Source organism: Alteromonas sp. MB-3u-76, from assembly GCF_002831605.1.
In the GTDB taxonomy this organism is placed as follows: domain Bacteria; phylum Pseudomonadota; class Gammaproteobacteria; order Enterobacterales; family Alteromonadaceae; genus Alteromonas; species Alteromonas hispanica.
Genome location: NZ_CP025115.1, coordinates 871,102 through 892,199, shown reverse-complemented (window position 1 = coordinate 892,199; position 21,098 = coordinate 871,102). Strand labels below are relative to the sequence as shown.

Here is a 21,098-nt window from a genome sequence, read left to right as displayed (position 1 = left end):
ATTAATGACCGAGCATGAATCCATCTTTGACGGTGTAACGTCCCGTGAAGTTAGCAAAGTAGCCGCTTTAGATATTGGCTCAAACAGTTTTCACCTGGTGGTGGCGAGAATTGTGGCCGATTCTGTTCAAATTCTTCATCGAGTGAAGCAAAAAGTACGGCTGGCCGACGGGCTCGACGATGATGATATTTTATCTGACGAGGCCATTGCCCGTGGCCTCTCCATGCTTAAAGTGATTGCTGAAAGCTTAAAAGGCTTCGAACCTGACTCGGTGCGTATTGTTGCTACCCATACGCTGCGCAAAGCGCGTAACGCCAGGCACTTTATTAAAGCGGCAAAAGAGGTGCTTCCCTATCCTATCGAGGTTATCTCCGGCGTAGAAGAAGCTCGCTTAATTTACTCAGGTGTTGCGCACACTAATCATGCCGATGGACAGCAACTGGTTGTAGATATCGGTGGCGGCTCTACCGAGTTTGTTATAGGAAAAGGCTTCACCCCGTTGCTTTGCCGCAGTTTACAAATGGGATGCGTAAGCTACACACAAAGGTTCTTTTCAACAGGAGAACTTAAACGGAGCGCGTTTAACAAAGCGATCACCGCCGCTGCTCAAGAACTGGAGATGATTGACGCTAAATATCGTAAATTAGGGTGGGTGCAGTGTATTGGCACATCAGGCACTATCCGCTCATTGTTTACGTTATGCCAGAGCGATAGAACCAATGAGCACGATGTGCCGGTTACGCTAAAGCGACTGCAAAGCTTGATGGAACAATTCATTGAGGCAAAGCATGTCGAAAAGCTCGATTTCCCTAACTTGAGTGACGATCGTCGTATAGTCATCGCTGGTGGTATCGCTATTTTAATTGCGGTTTTCAAAGCATTAAAAATAGATACTTTAGTGTATTCCCCTGCGGCACTGCGCGAAGGTGTGCTTTATCAAATGGAAGATGAACTGCATCACGCCGATATTCGCGGTAGAACCGCGAGCAGTTTAGCTACCCGTTACGATGTAGATACCTCGCAGGCGACTATGGTGCTCAACACATCGTTAATGCTATTGAGCGAAGTGGAAAAAGCGTGGAAATTAAAAGGCCAAGACTTTAAAAATATGCTTGGTTGGGCCGCGCTTCTTCACGAAGTGGGCATTCAAATTAATTCACGAGGTGTGCAGCGACACAGCGCCTATATTCTTGCTAACGTTGATATGCCCGGCTTTACCCAAGAGCAACAGCTTTTGTTGGCCACTCTGGTGCGCTTTCATCGCAAGAAAATACGCATTAGCGACCTGCCAAGTTTCAACCTTTTTGATAATAACGCGGTTAAACGCTTAATAGCGTTACTGAGGTTAGGTGTACTTCTTAACCTTAAAAGACAAGAGCAATTTTTGCCGGAAATAGACTTTCAGGTCTCGCATTCTGAGCTTACGCTTAACTTCCCGAAAGGATGGTTAGAGGAAAAACCCATTTTATCTGCTGATTTAGCCAGTGAGAGCCAGCATTGGAAGGCGCTAGATTTAGAGCTATTAATTAATAGTTAGCGGGACTTTCTCTCTGCAGCGTTTGACATCTAGAGAGTAGCTAGCGGTAGTGCTAGCTACTTTCTGAACTTTAAGAAGTAAGTCAATTTGACGAGTAACAGACCAGTGTCGCTTGTGGCGCATATTGCCCTGAACACATTCCAGAAAAAATCATAGGCGCAAAACGAATAAACGTTTCGATACATTTTTCATTTCGATTTTACTTATAAGACTCGCTACACTGCTGTAACACCAAACTGCTATTATTCCAAACTACTGGCACTCCATTTTCTTTTACAAGGAATGTAAATGCGAATTCATTCAATAGACGCCATTCGAGGCCTAGCGATCCTCGGTATACTCTTTTTAAATATTACGTTTCACCAAAATTTTTACACTGGCTACGCGTTTTTCGAAGAACCGCTTTTATCTGATGATATCATTTCGCTCATCAATGCCCTTTTCTTAGATGGAAGATTCCGTTCGTTATTTTGCTTGCTTTTTGGTGCAGGCTTGGCTATTCAGTTTGAACACTGCCAATCGCGAGGATACGACTTTTTAACGTTTGCTAAGTCTCGATTAAAGTGGCTTTTTGTATTTGGGTTAATGCACAGCGTATTTATTTTTGGTGGCGATATTCTGCTTTACTACAGTATTTGTGGGTTTCTGATTCTAAAGAGCTTTTTCCTTAGCCAAGACGAACTGAAAAAGAGAAGCCTCAATTTTTTAGTGATTGGCAGCGTTATTATGCTTGTCGTTGGCGTGATATCAGCATTTCTTTATGACTTCGGCGGCGAACTTCCACTTAGGGCAAGTGAAGTGCACGGCGAAGAAGTGGCGCAGTGGCAGAGCAGTTATTTATTCCAAATTGAAACACAAATTACCTTTCAAGCAATAAGCATTATTGTCGCTCCATTTACCATGCTATGGCAATCTATGGGACTTATGATGTTCGGCGCTTACCTTTATCGAAATGGCTTTTTCAACCAAGGCTTTTCTTCAGCAACGTTTATAAAGGTAGCCGCCATTGCAATAGTGACATCCATCGTTACTGCCCTTCCTTTGATGTTGATTGAGCAGATGACAGCAGACGTTACACCGATGCTGTCGAGTGTCTCCGCTATCTTCTGTGCGTTGGTATACGCTCACTTGTTAGTTAAGGTAAAAAATACAGCAGCGTGGTGGTATCAGTCGCTAGTTAACTGCGGAAAAGTCGCGTTTACGCTATACCTCACTCAATCAATTGCGATGGCGGTCCTCTTTCGAATAGTCATGCCCGCTTACTTCCCTGACTTTGCTTTTACAGTCACCTTGCTCGATTTGCTTATGATTACGTTAGCCTTTACTGCTATTCAGATAGTGCTGGCGAATGTAATAACGAGACACTTCCGCCAAGGCCCTTTTGAAGCCATTTGGCGAAAGTTGTATTTACATAGCTTTTATAAGAAACGCTCTAAGGAGCATCTGGCGTTGTAGCTTCATCAGCACCGCTGTACTTTTTAAACCACGCTAAGATATTTTCTACCTTGCCAATCATTCGCGACGGTTTTGCGGCAATGCCATGGGACGATTCAGGTACCTTTACTAGTACCGTATCAACTTTCTGAATTTTAAGCGCTTGGTAAAACTGCTCAGTTTCTGACATGGGCGTACGTTTATCGTTCACCCCGGTAATAAGCATGGTAGGGGTTGTAACATTGCCAACTAGCGACAGTGGTGAGCGTTTCCAATAATGCTCTACATTGTCCCAAGGCTTGCCAGGAAACTGAAAAGGTATTTGATATAGCCCTGAGTCAGCAGTAAGTACTTTCGATAGCCAATTAATAACAGGCTTTGCCACTACTGCAGCTTTAAATCTGTCTGTGAGTCCAATTGCATAAGCCGATGCAATTCCACCTGCTGAACCACCTGTTATATACAGGCGCTCTGGGTCGGCAATTCCTTTTTCAATAAGCGCATCAACACCCGACATATGGTCTGCAAAGTCGTACTTCGAGCTGTATTTCCCTTGTAACAACAAGGCAAAACGTTCGCCATACCCCGTACTTCCGCGATGATTATCATAAAAAACAACATAGCCTTCTGCCGCCATTCTTTGTAGCTCTGCTGTAAATACCGGGCCATACGCTAAGTTTGGTCCACCGTGAATTTCTAGAATAAGCGGATAAGTTTTACTGCTATCGTAATCTGGCGGAAGAATATACAAGCCCATCCTTACGATTCGAAAACCTCTCAAAACTCTCAATTACTTGCCAATACAAGGCTGCGGCTTAATCTGTTATTCGAGAGGTGTTTTGAAATATATCTCTCGAATTTTTAATTTGAGCGCTAGGTTTCCGTTGATTTCGAGAGAATTTCCGCGTAGTAATGAATGAGCATTCTAACTACAGTCTCACTTTGTGCAAGATTACAATTTAAACGGAAAACGTGTAAGTGTTATCGTAACATGGTTTGATTTGCAGCTTATATAACCCAAAATATATATTCGAGTTTTAAAAAGATATATCAAATAATTTAGTTATGTTTTCTTACCTACAAAATTGTTATCACCTTCGAAAAAAGTTTTGACGTCACTCCACAGAAAGGAAATGCCTACATGTAAGAGAAGTAGAAATAAACTTTTTTCAACTAACATTATGGATCAAAAAATTACAGCTATTTTGTTTACGAAGAAATACCAGGCATAATAATAAACTGAAAGATTCTTATAAAACTAATAGGGGTAGAAAGTCAAAACTTAAAATACTGTTCCTGCATGATTTTTTCTTATCCATCTTATAGAAGCAAAATACAATAACAATCTTTGCTCTGGCTAGTGGTCTCGGAAATGCATTAAAGTGTTTGACTAAAAAACACATTCCCGTTAGCGTATAGAATAAAAAAGGAAGTAAAAATGATTACATGGATATTTACACTCATAATCCTCGCTTTATTTTTACGACTATGTAAAAGTGCAAAAAAAGCTAAAAGCAAATCTTCAAAGTTGTATCATTATTCGTCTATTGCTTTATCGCTTGCAGTGGTTTTCTGCGCCACTGTAGATGTAGTAATCGGTGAGCAAACGGGTATGGAAGGTCTCTATTTCTTCGTTATTTGCGCGCTACTTTTTGTTTTGAACTGCATCGGAGTTATTTTTAGCTCTCCTTAAAAAACCTATGATTACTACAAGGAATGTACATGAAGTTTTCTGTTAAAGCATTATCTTTTTTGATGATGTATCTTGTCTCATCAATGTTTTTGGTTGTTAAAGACGGAACTGTAACGTTGGGATACGCTGAGCTTATCGCTGACGACACTATCGAGATTATCGAGGTAAGCGGTAAACGAACACCACGCCCTAATTACAACTTGTTTATCGTCGACATGAGAACTTTCGCACAAATGGCAGGCTGGGGGTCAACTGAAGCCGAAGATATCTATTACGAAGAAATGGCAAAACAATGTGAGAAAAATGAACGAAAGCGACCTGAAAACTGCAACTGGAGAAACCCTCCCAGTATATCTCCTGATGGTTGCTCAGTTCCTACACTTCTTCGTCCTGTTTACTCTGAGTCGATAGCATTTTTTGAAAACGCATGCCAAAGTCATGATATATGCTATGTTGACAGACGATCAAATAAATCTACATGTGACAGTAGTTTTTTTAACGATATGCTAGATTTATGCTTAGACGGCAACAGAAACAACGCATTTGGTCTAAGTCGTTGCAGAAACCGAGCTACGGAGTTTTATGCTAGTATGTTCACGTGGATTTCAGCTGATAAATATCTTGAGGCTCAGCAAAAGGCAGCATGCGTTGCTTGGTCCGAAGCGTATAAAGAAACATGCTAGTCATGCTTTACAGAAGAGTGGTTACGTTGTTGCTTTTGGCTATTTGCACGACAAGTCAGGTTTTATACGCCAACGATTCGTGTCATGAATTCATCTATCTGGACTTCCAAGGTTCTCACTCGGAACCCTTGGTCTTGTCGCAAGATTTGCTAGACGGATTTGATAGTGGGTCGAATGTTTCAAACGAAGACAATTTATTGCAGCAGTTTAATAGCGGAATCAAAGTTTTATATACAGATGGAGTCGAATACTACATTGAAGCGATTAAGAATGGTTCGGTTGACGATAATTACGTGGTTAGAGGCAATTATGTAAGTCCCTTGGACGTGCTTATATCTTATGGTGCAACCGAACCGCAGTTAGATAAGCTGTACAGGTTAGGATATTCAATAAGTAATTTTGGCGTTGCCCAACTGATAGATTCTAAAAGTCCAGAGCAGTTTGTTTTGATGATGAATAAATACTATGCTGGAGACCTTAATAAAGTAATCATACCAATGGAAGCGAAATCATACTCAGTTGCTAACTATATTTTGAAAAAAAGAGGGGAAAGTTTTTTCCGTAAAGTTTTTTCTTCAAACCTTTTTTCTGTGCATACTTTGAGTAACTCATTATTTTCCGGCGACTTACTTGATTTATCCGCTTTAGAAAGTGGAAAAGAGGTATTGAAAAATCTAATCGATGTGGATCAATATATTGAAAAATATGACAATCAAAGAGCAAAATCGCTTGAGGATTTAGAATATAGGAAAAGTTATAAAGAATATATTCTCTATAATGAATGCGAAACGAACAATATTGTATTTAGTTCAAACTCTGTTATTACGAATGCACCTCCAATTTCTGACATTCTAGATGAAATAAAGAACGCAAATCTAGCTCCCGAAAATATTAAATTTAAAGACTTAGAAGAAGCAGATTTGTCGCTTTTTGCAGAAGAATATGTCCTTTTTACTTTAAGATCGAAGGAGAACGCTAAATTAAAATACAAATTTATCGGTGAGTTGGAAGATCTTTCTCCTGATATGATTGAAAAAATGTTGGAAGATAAAGAAACAATTTATATGTTAACTTCTGGTATTTCTTTGCATGAAAAAATGTTTTTAATTGGAAAAGCTAGACACCATGAACTCCCATACTTCGACCTTGAACGTTTAGCATATTTCTTAGTTTTCCGAGAGGGAGTAACATTTGAAAATGAAAAGTACCTGAACCTAATAGAGTCTGCAACAGTGTTGCAATTTTCTCGAAATATTGAATATTATCTAAGCAAATACTTGTTACAGAAAAATATTAGTAGCTCAAATTATCGTGTAAAGACTTACCCTGACTCATATAGTCATTATGGATTTTCTATTGACGATTTAGTTGAGCTATATTCCTTATAAAACGTGTGGTCTATGGTTGAAATATTTAATGCAACCTTGATTGTCTTTAAGAGACCTTGCTATTTCGCAATAAAACAGATTAATTCGTGACAAATATTATAAAGAACAATGACAAATGGAATGGTTCATACCTTGAAGATGATGAGATTGTTAGGGTTGCTGGACGGATGGAAGGTATTTTGCTTAGTAGCGCAGGATTGGATTTCCGCACCCTCATAATTGCACTTCAGGAAAGTAATATCGAGCTAGGAATTCAGCGCTTTACAGATGAATATTTAATGGTTGGAGGTCGAATTTACACTCCTGACGGTTATTGTAAATTGAGTGATATTGTAAATTGCATAAAACCGATTTGCGAAGTGGAGTTGCAAGGAAGTTCCTTTTCAGAACTGCTTAGCAGTGCATATAAAATTCACCCCGCTTGCTCTGATGAGGGTTTAAGGAATAAACTAAAACGCACTTATAAACGTAATTCCGTAGCTTCTCACTGTATTAATGAGCCACAGCTTGGCGATTCAACATTGGCACAAACAAAAACTGTCTTTAGGTCAACACCTTCGGCCAGAACAAAGTCACAAAATGCAAATAAAACAAAACCATCCTACTGTTACATCCTCAGATTACAAAACGGAAAATACTACATTGGCTCAGCATTTGATCCTTCAAAACGATATTCTGAGCACCTAAAGGGCAAAGGATCTACGTGGACTAAGTTACACCCACCTATTGAACAGATAAAGCAAATCAAATGCGCATCACTTGGTGAGTCGCTCATAACCGAAGATGCACTGACCTTATGGATGATGGTAACTTATGGCAAAGACAATGTAAGAGGTGGAAGGTGGCTGAAGGAGGGAACGAAACACCTTCCCGAACTTTATGATGCGCGAAATATAATGGATTTACATCGGAAAGATAAAGCTACAATCAGGGATGAGCTGATGATTCTAGCTCTTAAAAGTGGCCTTAAATACAGTTGGTATTGGAGAGACTTTCTAGAAAAATACCCCTCAATTAAAGAAGGTAGGTTTTTTGTTAATCTGCTTTCAAAGTGCAGTATTTAGCTTGAAACTCCCCATACTATCTAGGGAACTTGCAAAGTTCAGCTCTCTATATCTTTTCAATCTGTAGGTTGCGTGGCAATACAGATATCTTACTTCCATGTGGCTGACATTGATCGGGATGAACCCCAGTCGCTCTCTCAAATATTTCTTCCAACTCTTTAATTCTGGCGGTAGCTTCATAAAGATCGTGCTCTACAGCGCCCCTATCAGCACACATAACCTTTAATTGCTCCTTCAACTCATCACGCTCACCTCTATACTTAACCTTTAGCTCTTTTTCATTGTCGCGTTCTGCACGAAGGTTTTTAACTGTGTCGGTGTTGGCATCGACGCTACCACTTGTTTGAGAGGATGGGTTATTGTTGAACTCATCCATTAGTTTGTTGGCTTTTTCGCGGAAGTTCTTATATGGCTTGTAGTACAATGTCCCACTACCTACTCCTGACTCAAGGGCTAGCTTAGCCATAGATAGCTTGGTGCCAGGTTTTACTATTTGGCCTTCGTTAGTCAATAGTCGCTTTAGTGCTTCTTCAAAAATAGCCAACTGAATCTCTGTTTTGCTTAGTTTGTCACTCATACGATCACTCTTGGGTAACTTCGATTAACTGGCCGTAAGGCTCAAAAGGGATATTGTGTTCGCGAAGAACCTGCTCACATGCCCTAATTCCAACAAGTGTTTTGGTAAGTAGATTAGGTTGTTTAAGTCCAGCATCGACCGCACTTTTATGTCTTTTGATAAGTCGATCTCTAAGTTCAAAACGTTTATTAGCGTGTGAGGGCATAATAACGTCATGGCTACACGTTACAGAATTTACAGCGGGATCGATTGTACAATCCAGACGGCTACACTGTGGATTCAAACAAAGACTGTGGCCGTTATCAATTATCGTCAGCGAACCGCTTTTAATTGCTGCTTCAACTTCTTCTCTGCTTTCAAATACAATATTGCCATTACCTATTTGATCTCTAATGCGCTTACCGCCACCACCAGAGATAGGGGTATCCCCTAAAAATATCTGCTCCGCAACATCAGTCATCAGGAGCGCGTTCATTTCAGCGATTTCAGCCTGTATCTCTGAATCTTGCGCCAAGTCTAACGTGATAGCTACATCAGCATTGCGACCATACCAAATAGACATACTAATGTTCGCATGAGCGAACTGCTCTTTGACTTGTATAAATGATCCAAATCCATTGCGTATTAAGAATACAGCAAATGTCCTTCTGAATTGGTGAGTTAGAAGAGGCCAGTATTCGCCTACCAAAACGGCATCTGAATTATCCCTATTAAGAACCTTAAACTCTTCCAAATGCTCTTCGCGAAGCCTTGCGCCTGTCGTGCCGTCATCATTAGGGCACGATTCAACCAATCGCTTCATTGCCTTTCTTAGTGCTGCATTTCCTAACGTTAGGGCTTTACCTTCTATACCAAGGGATAAGAATAAACATTGAGATACATCTTTTAGTTTTTCTGCTTTTTTGAGATATCCACTACCAGCCTCAACATTTGAGGTTGCAAGAACTCTCTCGCGTCTTGCTTGAGTGATTGAAGACAGAAGTTCTATTGCAAGTCTAGCTATGGGAGCAGTCACCCAAGCGTGCCTTGTTGGAATGCCGTTATTCAGCTTACTTGTTTTGCCAACCAGTATGTGATGGGTTATACCCCTATACTTCTCCACCTGATAAGAGTCTGCGTCCAGTTCAAACCACTCGGTCATTCTCATGCCGCTTACAGCGCCAATAACAGTGCCACAAGCAATAAGTATGTCGTTATACAGCGCTGTTACGCTTTTTGAACCATATTTGTTGGTTTTCTGATTCGGCCTAATGTCAGGCGACAAAAAGTCTGACGCATCAAAAAACGCTCTAAAATATTCGAAAGGCTTTTCAAGCTCAATCAAGGAAATATAGTCGCGGAAATATGCCGATAACTCTTCCCGACGCATATGCCAGGACTCCACTTTATCTATTGCGTGAGCGTAGATCTGTGCCGCCAGTGCTTGAGGTATAGCAAGTGTCTGTCCGTTACCCTTAGAGGCATCAGATAGCCTTTTCGCAAGCTTCGAAATACTACCAATTTCGAATGACGTAAAACCTAACTTCGCCGCGATATTGATTGATGTCAGATATCTTTCAACTGTCCCAAAAGAAAGCTTTCGGCCATACAAACCTGCGAGCAGCTTCCTCTGCATTTTTGGAGAACGCAAAGAGGCAAGTGATGGCACGCCGCGCTGTTCACAAATTTTAGACATCACAGACCAATTAACGAAAGTGTTATAAACACTACTTAAGCCATTAGGCGTTGTCCTTCTCTTCTCAAATAAATGTAAGTACATCATCTTTTTAAGAGAGAGCTTAAACAGGGGTGCTACATTCTCCCAGTCCCAAATAGCCCTAGCGCTTCCTGATTCAGTCTTAGATGATGAATAGGCACTAAAATCCCATACATCGTCAGATAAATAACTTAGCGGCTTGCCGTCTCTGTCGTAGCTCACAACCACGTTAGTGAACTCGGCAGAACTATCGATAGAGCAATCTATTACCACCAACTCAGGAACTTTAACGTCGTCAGCGCCCACCGACGGTTTGAATGCAATCATACAGCCTCCTTACCACACCGTGTACAGATCAAAAATTGCATCATCATCATCCCAAATAGGGTGTGCCTCTTTATTAAACTTATCTTCTGCATCACTGCATATGCTTGGATAATCGGCCTTAATATCCCCTAACATCAACTCTATCTTGTGTAAGACACTAGAAACTTTATTGTTCGGTAGTTGATTCACCGAAGGCCGCTGCATGGCTTCCACTAAGCTTTCCCTGAAGCTCAACATACACCAGATATCATCTACTTCTGCAACCAACGCCATCTCATCGCATTCAAAACAGTCTAAGAACTTAAAGCAAGCTACACTTTCATGTTCAGCTACTAGGCCATTCTTAACTAATTGCTTTTTGAGCTTTTCAGCCTTTTCACTGAATGGATTTTTACACCTAGAACCTACCTTTGTTTGATAAGGCTCTGGCTCGCCTTGATTTGTAATGTCCACAACTCTCAGTGGTTTTCCGTATTTCTTTTCCACGCTAGCTTTTGACTCTGCGATAGTTGAACCTTTTGCAGTCATAACGATTGCTTCGGCAGCAGATCCAATCCTGTTTTTGTTTTCTTGTGGGTTGCCATTCAAGTAGCTTTTTTCGACGGTGGATTTGAGGTTGTTAAGCCCCTCAGAAACCATTGCTATTGAGTTTGTGTCTGACATCAGTCCGTCGCTTTTACTTTGCCTAAAACGACTGACTACAGGCTTTATTCCGTGAGGGCATTTGGGTTCAAACCAACGAAAGAAGTTGCTAATCAGAGGCTGAGATATTGGCCCAATATATGAACCATGCAAAAAAGCAGGGAATAGGTACGCATCATCATTCAACCCCCACAATTTTACACACTTTAAATACGCCTCAAAAAAATCCCTCCCACGCTTTGTGAACCCTAAGTCCCATAAGTTTTCTTGGTCATCTTGTCGGCCCTTTGTTGTTTTTAATCTATAGAGGTTGGTAGTTTTGTCGAAACGGTATTCACGACCCACAACGTCTTTATGTTTTATTTCCATTAATGGTGTCGTGTTATCACCAACAAAACTAGCTGTAAGGTAGTAGGCTGAAATTGAAAGCTTGTTGTACCATGCTGTTTTGTTCGATGTGCAAGAGTCCCAACCTCTGCTTGGCTGATCAAAAGGACAATCTGTTGGAACACCTGTTTTTAAGCGGCTTGCCAGCGTGTTGAATACTCTAAACAAATCCCTGACAACTCCGATCTGCTCATCTTCAGAGTACGCGGCGGTTTTCCTACAATGGGTGTTTTTTTGAGATATAGATGGAATAAATTCGATAAGTGATTCTTCACCTAGCCAAGTCAAAAAGAGGCTTAAGGAAGTTATACGCAAGTGAAGCGTTCCTGAAGACAATTCGCTAGTCGCGTTTTGCTGGCGTATCTCATTTCCGTAGCTTTCTACACAATGTCGAGATATCTGAGCATCTTTCTCTTTATCGTCACAATATCTAAAGAATGGGACGATGTAATTGAAGTAGTTGTCTGCTGTTGCACCGTTTTCATTTGCAACATGAGAAATCCATTCAAACACCTTAGTCACTAAACCATAGCGACTTGTTATAGGCTCCATAGATCCTAATTTTTTAGCATTGGGAACACCTCGGTAAAGCAATCGGTTTACGTATATTTTTTTATTTCCACCATGTCTCGCACCGTAATGAGGCACTTCCAATATCATGCCTTCGGCGTTGATAGGCTTTACTGCATAGTGATTGACTATTTTTTTGTTCTGCTCACTGCTAAGCGACGCTCTTCTTAACTGGGCCAATGCTATTCAACCCCTTCCATCAAACTATCCCAAACCATCAGAGTTTGATCATCACCGTATATTTGATCCAGCCCTTCTTGGTAAATCCTATCTGAATTTCTCCCCAGTTCTGCGTCTTCCCAGAACTTTACATATAGCGCTGTTGTTGAGGGAGCTGAATGCCTAAGTCTAGCTTGTACTTCAGCTTCGACCTGATCTCTAGTTAATACTGGTTCCCCTGCTTTCTTATGGCCTTGCGGATGACGCAATTGCAATAGTGCGACTGTTAGATAGGTCGCATATGTAGGTCTAAGATTATGAAACTTGTGAGAGAACGTGGGTAATGCACAATCTATCTGAATAGCTTTTCTGATTTCTCCCCAGCGTGCATTTAAAGTGTTCTCGCTATATTGCTCACCTTGATTGTTGAGTAGCAGCGGAGGATATTTTTTGGCGAATGAAGAAGTGCTACTTTCATTGAACTTCTTCAAGCGCTTCTTGTATCTCGATGAGCGCTTGTACTTCAGTAGCACACGCATCAACCAATGAGGTATTTTGATCTCACCGCTTTCACCACCTTTTGTGTGGCAATTAATAGATGGCCCGATAAAGATAGTAGTGGCTCCTGAAGCGCTCTTAGGTGTATCTATTACCTCACTTGTGAGAGTAAGTATCTCCATTCTTCTTAAGCCCGTATAAAGACCGATGAGCACCGCGAGCGTTGTTTCTATTGATATTGCCTTTTTTGAAATAACACCTTTAACTTCAACATAGCCAACACCTCGCGACAACACTGAAATCAACGATTGTAACTCTGGAGTGCTATTTTTTAGAAGTGGACGAAGATGGTTCGGAATCTTACTTCCTTTTGATTTGTCACGAGCTTTAATCTTAAGATCGGTCATCTGAACACTAATCGATTTAGTGACATGACCAAGCATACGATCATCTTTAATTGATGCTTCGTAAAATCGGCAGGGATCACGCTCGAATACATTACCTACAGACAACCAGTAAGAGTACATACCTACAGCCGCACCTCTATAGCTCTTAGCTGTTGTACTTGCCAATCCACGCTTACCTGTTGTTGGATCTACGCTGTCATGAAGTGCCTGTAGATAGTCCCTGAATAAATATAGAGGGCGCTTATGCCTTGGTCTTGGCATCTTATCCCATTGAAGATTGTTGGACTCAAGAAAGTCAAAGAAGTGCATCAACCCTTTAGCTGTACTTTTAATGTCTACATTCTTATCAACAGCCTTACAGTGTATTAGATACTCATTTGCCGCGTTAATTGGCCGATGGTTAGAGTCGAACAACAAGTACATGTTAGGCACTGTCACACCATCATTCTGACGCTCTTTATGCAACTCTCCATTCTCATCAATGTTAAATCGATAACTCGAATCAATTCGCATATCGCCAACATCAACATACCTAACTGCCATACAACTTCCTGAAATTATTCTTATTGTTGAAATAATACTGATTATATTCTAGAGGCCAATAGTGTGAGGGTAGATTTAGTGATGTAGGGTGTAGGGGTGCCAGCCCTGTATTTCCTCGCCGTCAATTGAGGAGTTGTAAACAATTTCTTTTACTTCACCTAACTGTTTATGTCCTAACACATCTTCATTAAGGTAAGTGAGCTGTCGCTCCTTTTTGTCAGATACATACAAGTCGGCGGGTCTGTCTGTAGCTCCTTTTGTGTATGCAACTACATCGTCGGAGGCGTGATAGGTAGCAAATACATAGGGACGCCCTAGGGTAGTTCCACCAAGTCCTTTTGCTTTCGTTCTTATTTTACCGCTTAAGGTTACACTGTTCACTTGCGCCAGCCCGCGAACAGACTGCTGAAAGTATAAGGTTTTGTTATCTTTCCATTGAATATTGCTGACCGAGTTATCTACATCTTCGGTAAGGTTTTTATGGTCGCTTCCGTCAGCGTTCATTACGTACAAATAGCTATTTTTGTACATCACTTTTTCATCGCTTCGACGTTCGTAAGCCACATACTTTCCGTTTGGTGACACAACGGGTGATGCTTCACGGCCTTTAAAATTGGTGACTTGCTCTATATTGCCACCCATATCTACTGTGTAGATATCCGCCTCAACTGGTTCGTATTCCCAGTTGTCACTTCTATTTGCCGAAAAGTAAATTTTCTCTGCATCGGGTGAAAAGCTTAAACTCCCCCTGTGATGATAATTACCAGAAGTTAATTGCCTTGCTGTGCCACCATGGGTGGGTACAACAAATATGTGCGTGTAAGCTGGCTCTAGTATGCCTTTTCCATCTGCCTGATATCGAGCTTTCGTAATATACTCAAAGCCTGGCGACCATTTAGCCCCCTTTGGCTTTTTAGGCATCTTAACGCTTAATGGCTTTTCATTTGCATCAACACTCATAGTAAAAGCAATATATTTACCATCTGGTGACCACGTAATGGAACTAGGCGAAGAAGTAACATTAGTAACTAGTGCGGTCTGGCCGGTGTCCATCCAACGAATATAAAGCTGAGGCTTTCCATTTTCGTTCGATAAATATGCCAAACGTTTGCCGTCTGGTGACCAGCGGGGAGAATAAAAGTTATGACTCGCTGAAAGCAAAGGGCGATGACTACGCCCGTCGACAGTTGCTACCCATATATTTGAACGGGTGCTGTCTGACATAATATCGTTAGAACGTCGTACATAAGCCACCTCCTCACCATTGGGCGACACCTGCACTTCACTTACATACTCCAAGTTAAAAATATCTTCCGACGCAAAGTGATGGGCATTTTTTGCTGCAGATATATTTGTTGTAGCACTGGCATTATCACTGTGGCTTGTTGCTTTTACTGCAAAGCTACTTACGAATAGAGAACCGAGTAACGCCACTACAACACGGCTTTTTCTCGTTGGTTTTATGCTTTTTTTGCGATGTATCAGAAAATCGTAATATGTCATCTTCGCCCTTTTCTTGTTGTTCGAATTTATAGGTCTGTAAACGTTTTATACTAGCGTATTCCAACTTGCTGACGAGAACGCATTTGCCAATATGCGGCGATTGACGCTATTTAATAGATAAAACGTACGTACCTCAAAGAGAAGATGCTATTTGTCATATATGATTGAGAGCTTTTAAATGTTGTCACAAATATGGAGCAACGTTTAACACAGACACAAAAAAGGAGAGCGCTGCTCTCCTTCTCTCATATACGTTTTTTACATGCTAACGTAAGTGTAAAGCGCTCACGCTGCCTTAAACTAAGACTTTGACGCCTGATATATACCTTCAATAGCAGTATCTAGTGTTGCTTCAAACTCTTCTTCAGACTGCTTAGCAGACACGCCCTCAGTCAATGCACGAGAAAAGCTTGCTATCATGCCTTGGTTTTCAGCTAACTTGGCGTTTGCCTCGTCGCGGCTGTAGCCACCTGAAAGCGCAACCACTTTTAATACACGAGGATGATCGATAAGCTCTTTGTAGAAGTTTGCCTCGTTAGGTAACGTTAGCTTTAACATTACCTCTTGACCTTCACTTAACAGGTTAAGCTGCGTAAGAATTTCAAGTTTAAGCAGCGCCTCGGCTTCCGCCTTTTCTGGGCTATGAATGTCAACTTCCGGCTCTATGATAGGCACAAGCCCTGCAGCTAAGATTTGCTTACCCACTTCAAACTGCTGCTCTACAACTGCTTTAATACCTTGTTGATTGGCCAGCTTCACAACACTGCGCATTTTTGTACCAAATACGTCTTGTGCTACTGCTTTAGCAAGCAGAGCATCGAGTTCTGGCATAGGCTTCATTACCTGCACGCCATCACTTTCTTCCGCCAGTCCTTTGTCCACCTTCAAAAAAGGAATAACACGCTTCTTCTGCCACAAGTAGTGGGCCGTAGGCATGCCTTCAATTTCTCTATCAAGAGTGTTTTCAAACAGAATAGCGCCCAGAACACGCACGCCGTTAAACGGCTCGCTAGTAATAATGCGTGTGCGCATATCATGGACAAGGTTGAACATTTCTTCGTCTGAACTGTATTCAGACTCTTCAATGCCATAAAGGCGTAACGCTTTTGGTGTACTGCCGCCACTTTGATCTAGGGCTGCAATAAAGCCGACCTGTGTGTTGAGTTTATCCAGCATAGATTGCTGAGCTTGTGATGCCATTGCAACACTCCTTTTGTTTTATTCTGCCTTTACGACAGTTGTAGGGTTTATAGTTATTTCGCCAGCAAACGTCACTGTAAAGCTGGCTATATTATTTCCGGAAAAGTTGACTCCTTAAAAAGGCTATTTCCGAAAAGGAGCTTACACACACCATACTGTTTTTGCTGTTTTCAGTATATGTAAGCACCGGTAGCATACTATGCGCTATTTCTTTCGTTACTTCTTTAAGTAAGCTAACGAGGGCCTTTGGCTTAAACAGCTTACTTGAGGTAACGACAGCGCTTATTTATTTTTTTCTTCTAGTATAGCTACAGCAGGCAGTGTTTTTCCTTCAAGAAACTCAAGAAATGCACCACCGCCAGTTGATATGTAAGAGACCTTATCGGCAATCCCATACTTATCTACTGCTGCAAGTGTATCACCGCCCCCTGCAATAGAGAATGCATCACTTGCTGCAATTGCTTCAGACAGGGCTTTCGTACCTGCGCTGAATTGTTCAAACTCAAATACACCCACTGGGCCATTCCACACAATTGTTCCTGCATTTTTAATAATGCTTTCTAAGGCTTTTGATGAGTCTGGACCAATATCGAAAATCATATCTTCATCGCTTACCTCAGAGACATGCTTTAACGTGGCCTCGGTATTTTCATCAAATGCTGCGCCTACTACTACATCTGTTGGTACGGGAATGTTTCCGCCGTTAGCCTGAGCGTCGTTCATCAACTGCGTGGCTTGTTCAGTTAGGTCCATCTCAACAAGAGACTTGCCTACATTGTGACCCTGTGCAGCAATAAAGGTATTTGCGATACCGCCACCTACAATTAACTGGTCTACTTTTTCAGCCAGAGTTTTTAGTACGGTTAGCTTGGTAGATACCTTTGAGCCACCCACAATCGCGACCATTGGGCGCTTAGGGTTATCTAGCGCCTTGCCAAGCGCATCGAGTTCAGCGGCTAATAGTGGGCCTGCACATGCTTGCGTGGCGAATTTGGCTACGCCATGGGTAGACGCTTGTGCGCGGTGAGCCGTACCAAACGCATCCATTACGAAAATATCGCACAGCGCTGCATATTGCTTAGCAAGGGTTTCATCATCTTTCTTTTCGCCTTTATTAAAGCGAACATTTTCCAAAATAACTAATTCACCTTCAGCAAGTTCTACGCCGTCTAGGTAGTCTTTAACTAGCTTTACTGGAACGTCCAACGCTTCGTTAAGGTAATCAACCACAGGTTGCAATGAAAATTCTTCTGCAGGCTCGCCTTCTGTGGGACGGCCTAAATGCGACATCACCATAACGGCGGCACCAGCGTCTAACGCTGCTTTAATAGTGGGGATAGATGCTTTTATACGAGCATCTGAGGTTACTTTACCGTTCTTAACAGGTACGTTTAAATCTTGTCTAATGAGAACACGCTGACCGTTTAAGGCCATATCGTTCATACTTGGAATTGCCATCATCTTTCCTATGTTAATTTAAAAATGTTGTCATTAATTAACGTGTGAAAGCTGCGCGGGTTGGTGCCACCAACCCTGGCAGCATTAAACGGTTTATTTTGCTTCAAACATCACTTTAGCTGTGTCGAGCATTCGGTTTGCAAAACCCCATTCGTTATCGCACCACACCAATGTTTTTACTAATTGCTTATGGCTTACGCGAGTTTGTGTTCCATCTACAATACACGAGTGTGGGTCGTGATTGAAATCTACTGATACAAGAGGCTCTTCCGTATAGTCTAAAATACCCTGTAAACGACCGTCTTTGGCATTGCGTAAAGCCTGGTTTACTTGCTCAATAGACACCTCGCTTTTCAAGCTAACACTTAAGTCCATAGCAGTGACATTAATGGTTGGCACTCGTACCGCTATTGCCTCGAACTTGCCGGCAAACTTGGGCAAAATGCGCTCAATTCCCGCCGCTAAGCGCGTATCTACTGGAATAATAGATTGGCTAGCCGCACGAGTTCTGCGCAAATCTTCATGGTAGGCATCGATAACCTGCTGGTCGTGCATAGACGCATGAATAGTGGTAATAGTGCCACTTTCCACCCCAAAAGCGGCATCGAGGGCCTGAATAACCGGAACGATACAATTTGTAGTGCACGAGCCATTAGAGACTAATTTATGGTCACTGGTTAAGGTATCTTCGTTGGTGCCAAAAATCACCGTGTTGTCTAAATCAGGAGAACCGGGAGATGAAAACAGCACTTTTTTCGAACCCGCATCGAGATGAGACTGCCCTGAGGCTCGGTCGTCAAATTTGCCGGTACATTCAAGAACAATATCTACACCCAGCGCTTCCCAAGGCAGAGCACTAATGTCGGCTTCAGCAAGTAACTGAATGTCATCACCGGCTACCGTTAGCGTTTTATTTTCTAAGGCCACATCGAAACGAAACCGCCCGTGGGCGGTATCGTATTTGAGTAAATGTGCAATGCCCTCGGGCTTGGCAATGTCGTTAATGGCCACAACGTTAAACTCGTTATTACGCCCACTCTCGTAGAGTGCGCGTAATACGTTACGACCAATTCGACCAAACCCATTTATGGCAATGTTTACCATTGGCTTTTATTTACCTCTTAAAGAGACAGCGCTGCCTCTACAACAGCATCGGTAGTGATACCAAAGTGTTTGAACAAGTCGCCCGCAGGTGCCGATTCGCCGAAGGTATCCATACCGATAATTGCGCCATTAAGGCCAACGTATTTGTACCAGCTGTCTTTCGACAATGCTTCAACCGCAACACGCTTAGTCACTGAAGAAGGCAGTACACTCTCGCGATAGTCTTTAGACTGGCGATCGAATACGTCTGTTGATGGCATTGATACTACGCGCACCGATTTACCTTGTTCTCTTAACTTGTCTGCCGCTTCCACAGCAAGTTGAACTTCAGAGCCAGTGGCAATAAGAATAATCTCTGGAGCAGCATCACTATCGCTAAGTACGTAACCGCCTTTCGCGATGCTAGCAACTTGCTCTTGAGTACGCTCTTGCTGAGCTAAACCTTGACGCGTAAAGATAAGCGTTGTTGGCCCGTCAGTGCGCTCGATAGCTGCTTTCCAAGACACGGCAGATTCAACTTGGTCACAAGGACGCCAGTTATCTAGGTTTGGTGTAGAACGAAGCGCAACCACTTGCTCAACCGGCTGGTGAGTTGGACCATCTTCTCCTAAACCAATTGAATCGTGCGTGTACACAAATATAGCAGGCTGTTTCATCAGTGCTGCCATACGCACTGCATTACGAGCGTACTCCATAAACATCAAGAATGTTGCGCCGTAAGCCTTGAAGCCGCCGTGTAGCGTGATGCCGTTCATCATGGCTGACATACCAAATTCACGTACGCCATAGTAGATGTAGTTACCCGATGCATCGTTCGCTTCTACGCCTTTACTGCCTTCCCAAATAGTTAGGTTAGAACCTGCAAGGTCAGCAGAGCCGCCTAGCAATTCAGGCAACAGTGGACCGAATGCATTTAGCGCATTTTGAGATGCTTTACGAGACGCAATGTTCTGCGGGTTAGCTTGAAGATCTGCAATAATTGCATCAGCTTTCTCGCTGAAATCGGCCGGCAGTTCGCCGTTTACACGACGTTTAAATTCTGCGGCTAGCTCAGGGTAAGCGGCTTCATAAGCGGCAAATGCTTGGTTCCACTGTGATTCTGCTTCATTGCCCTTGGCTTTATTATCCCACTGAGCGTAGATGTCGTCAGGAATTTCAAACGCGCCGTGTTTCCAGCCTAACTTTTCACGGGTTGCAACAATTTCGTCGTCACCTAGTGGTGCACCGTGACAAGACTCTGTGCCTTCTTTATTTGGCGACCCAAACCCAATAGTTGTTTTACAACAAATAAGCGTAGGCTGAGCGCTGTTTGCTTGCGCTTTTTCAATAGCCGTTTTTACTTGCTCTGCGTCGTGGCCATCTACGCCTTCAATAACTTCCCAGCCGTAGCTTTTAAAACGTGCAGGCGTGTCATCAGTAAACCAACCTTCTACTTCACCGTCGATAGAAATGCCGTTGTCATCCCAAAATGCGATAAGCTTACCTAGCCCCAATGTACCGGCAAGCGAGCATGTCTCGTGCGAGATACCTTCCATTAAGCAGCCATCGCCAAGAAATGCGTAAGTGTAATGATCGACTATGTTGTGACCTTCGCGGTTAAACTGTGCAGCAAGAACTTTTTCTGCTAGCGCCATGCCCACAGCATTACTCACGCCTTGGCCTAATGGGCCAGTGGTGGTTTCTACACCTGGTGCATAGCCATACTCAGGGTGACCAGGCGTTTTCGAATGAAGCTGGCGGAAGTTCTTCAATTCTTCAATTGGTAGTTCATAACCAGAGAGGTGAAGCAGTGAGTATAAAAGCATTGAGCCGTGACCGTTCGATAACACGAAACGATCGCGGTTTGCCCATGAAGGGTTCTCTGGGTTGTGCGATAGAAAATCTTGCCACAATACCTGGGCAATATCGGCCATTCCCATAGGTGCACCTGGGTGACCTGATTTAGCTTGTTGAACAGCGTCCATACTTAATGCACGGATGGCATTGGCAAGTTCACGACGAGAGGGCATGTTGTCTCCTGATTATAATTCGTATCAAAGTGAGCGTGGAGGTAAGCCGCGCGTTCGGCCTAAGCTCTACTTTTATGTACGTTTGAATGTGGCGTTATTCTTACCCATGCCACCTCACAGTTCAATGGCTTTTCATTGCCAATAGCGAAACTAAATACAAAAAATGGTCTATTACGCAAAACGCACGTAAATGCACTACGCTAAAACACAATTTTGTAC

Annotated in this window: 13 protein-coding genes and 2 pseudogenes; 5 read left to right on the top strand and 10 right to left on the bottom strand. The window is 42.4% G+C overall.

Features of this window, described 5'->3' with window-relative positions:
* Nucleotides 1-4: 4 nt before the first annotated feature.
* Nucleotides 5-1,537 (top strand): exopolyphosphatase, encoded by a 1,533-nt coding sequence (gene ppx / locus CW735_RS03990; protein ID WP_100971000.1) that lies wholly within the window; start codon nucleotides 5-7, stop codon nucleotides 1,535-1,537.
* A gap of 288 nt (nucleotides 1,538-1,825) precedes the next feature.
* On the top strand, nucleotides 1,826-2,992 hold the full coding sequence (locus CW735_RS03985) for a DUF418 domain-containing protein (protein WP_100970998.1): 1,167 nt from the start codon (nucleotides 1,826-1,828) through the stop codon (nucleotides 2,990-2,992).
* Here the strand turns inward: CW735_RS03985 and CW735_RS03980 are convergent.
* Nucleotides 2,970-3,725 (bottom strand): annotated as a pseudogene (locus tag CW735_RS03980) (alpha/beta hydrolase family protein); the annotation flags it as partial. The gene CW735_RS03985 and the pseudogene CW735_RS03980 overlap by 23 nt on opposite strands.
* Nucleotides 3,726-4,693: 968 nt before the next feature.
* On the opposite strand from CW735_RS03980, the gene CW735_RS03970 reads away from it, so the two are divergent.
* The 3 genes from CW735_RS03970 (at nucleotide 4,694) to CW735_RS03960 (ending at nucleotide 7,799) form a co-directional block, all read left to right on the top strand.
* The gene (locus CW735_RS03970) at nucleotides 4,694-5,347 is read left to right on the top strand and encodes a hypothetical protein (RefSeq protein ID WP_100970994.1); all 654 of its coding nucleotides are present in this window, start codon (nucleotides 4,694-4,696) and stop codon (nucleotides 5,345-5,347) included.
* A gap of 134 nt (nucleotides 5,348-5,481) precedes the next feature.
* Nucleotides 5,482-6,735, top strand: coding sequence for a hypothetical protein (locus CW735_RS03965; RefSeq protein WP_157812640.1), 1,254 nt, complete (start codon nucleotides 5,482-5,484; stop codon nucleotides 6,733-6,735).
* Between the two features lie 86 nt (nucleotides 6,736-6,821).
* Nucleotides 6,822-7,799 carry a GIY-YIG nuclease family protein gene (locus tag CW735_RS03960; protein WP_100970990.1) on the top strand — a complete coding sequence of 326 codons (978 nt, stop codon included), beginning with the start codon at nucleotides 6,822-6,824 and terminating at the stop codon, nucleotides 7,797-7,799.
* Nucleotides 7,800-7,845: 46 nt separating this feature from the next.
* Here the strand turns inward: CW735_RS03960 and CW735_RS03955 are convergent, their stop codons facing one another.
* The 9 genes and pseudogenes from CW735_RS03955 to tkt all read right to left on the bottom strand — a co-directional run bounded on the left by CW735_RS03955 (nucleotide 7,846) and on the right by tkt (nucleotide 20,879).
* Entirely contained in the window at nucleotides 7,846-8,376 is a 531-nt protein-coding gene (locus tag CW735_RS03955; RefSeq protein ID WP_100970988.1) for a hypothetical protein, read from the bottom strand.
* 4 nt (nucleotides 8,377-8,380) lie between these two features.
* Nucleotides 8,381-10,399 carry a hypothetical protein gene (locus CW735_RS03950; protein WP_100970986.1) on the bottom strand — a complete coding sequence of 673 codons (2,019 nt, stop codon included), beginning with the start codon at nucleotides 10,397-10,399 and terminating at the stop codon, nucleotides 8,381-8,383.
* Between the two features lie 9 nt (nucleotides 10,400-10,408).
* Nucleotides 10,409-12,178, bottom strand: a complete 1,770-nt coding sequence (locus tag CW735_RS03945) for a hypothetical protein (protein WP_100970983.1) — start codon at nucleotides 12,176-12,178, stop codon at nucleotides 10,409-10,411.
* Between the two features lie 2 nt (nucleotides 12,179-12,180).
* Nucleotides 12,181-13,605: a site-specific integrase gene (locus tag CW735_RS03940; RefSeq protein WP_100970981.1), complete on the bottom strand. Its 1,425-nt coding sequence runs from the start codon at nucleotides 13,603-13,605 to the stop codon at nucleotides 12,181-12,183.
* Between the two features lie 96 nt (nucleotides 13,606-13,701).
* Nucleotides 13,702-15,108 (bottom strand): annotated as a pseudogene (locus CW735_RS03935) (DPP IV N-terminal domain-containing protein); the annotation flags it as partial.
* Between the two features lie 300 nt (nucleotides 15,109-15,408).
* The gene (locus CW735_RS03930; RefSeq protein WP_100970979.1) at nucleotides 15,409-16,308 is read right to left on the bottom strand and encodes a fructose bisphosphate aldolase; all 900 of its coding nucleotides are present in this window, start codon (nucleotides 16,306-16,308) and stop codon (nucleotides 15,409-15,411) included.
* Between the two features lie 282 nt (nucleotides 16,309-16,590).
* Nucleotides 16,591-17,766 carry a phosphoglycerate kinase gene (locus CW735_RS03925; RefSeq protein WP_100970976.1) on the bottom strand — a complete coding sequence of 392 codons (1,176 nt, stop codon included), beginning with the start codon at nucleotides 17,764-17,766 and terminating at the stop codon, nucleotides 16,591-16,593.
* A gap of 93 nt (nucleotides 17,767-17,859) precedes the next feature.
* A complete protein-coding gene (epd, locus tag CW735_RS03920; RefSeq protein WP_100970973.1) occupies nucleotides 17,860-18,870 on the bottom strand; it encodes an erythrose-4-phosphate dehydrogenase in 1,011 nt (336 codons plus the stop codon).
* 17 nt (nucleotides 18,871-18,887) lie between these two features.
* Complete coding sequence (tkt, locus tag CW735_RS03915; RefSeq protein ID WP_100970971.1) at nucleotides 18,888-20,879, bottom strand: transketolase; 1,992 nt, start codon at nucleotides 20,877-20,879, stop codon at nucleotides 18,888-18,890.
* Between the last annotated feature and the right edge of the window lie 219 nt (nucleotides 20,880-21,098).

What these genes read in the sequence shown, in the direction of transcription:
- CW735_RS03950 (WP_100970986.1), bottom strand. Translation starts at nt 10,399, where the DNA reads ATGATTGCATTCAAACCGTCGGTGGGCGCTGACGACGTTAAAGTTCCT.
- CW735_RS03930 (WP_100970979.1), bottom strand. Translation starts at nt 16,308, where the DNA reads ATGGCATCACAAGCTCAGCAATCTATGCTGGATAAACTCAACACACAG.
- ppx (WP_100971000.1), top strand. Translation starts at nt 5, where the DNA reads ATGACCGAGCATGAATCCATCTTTGACGGTGTAACGTCCCGTGAAGTT.
- CW735_RS03925 (WP_100970976.1), bottom strand. Translation starts at nt 17,766, where the DNA reads ATGGCAATTCCAAGTATGAACGATATGGCCTTAAACGGTCAGCGTGTT.
- CW735_RS03985 (WP_100970998.1), top strand. Translation starts at nt 1,826, where the DNA reads ATGCGAATTCATTCAATAGACGCCATTCGAGGCCTAGCGATCCTCGGT.
- CW735_RS03940 (WP_100970981.1), bottom strand. Translation starts at nt 13,605, where the DNA reads ATGGCAGTTAGGTATGTTGATGTTGGCGATATGCGAATTGATTCGAGT.
- CW735_RS03970 (WP_100970994.1), top strand. Translation starts at nt 4,694, where the DNA reads ATGAAGTTTTCTGTTAAAGCATTATCTTTTTTGATGATGTATCTTGTC.
- epd (WP_100970973.1), bottom strand. Translation starts at nt 18,870, where the DNA reads ATGGTAAACATTGCCATAAATGGGTTTGGTCGAATTGGTCGTAACGTA.
- tkt (WP_100970971.1), bottom strand. Translation starts at nt 20,879, where the DNA reads ATGCCCTCTCGTCGTGAACTTGCCAATGCCATCCGTGCATTAAGTATG.
- CW735_RS03955 (WP_100970988.1), bottom strand. Translation starts at nt 8,376, where the DNA reads ATGAGTGACAAACTAAGCAAAACAGAGATTCAGTTGGCTATTTTTGAA.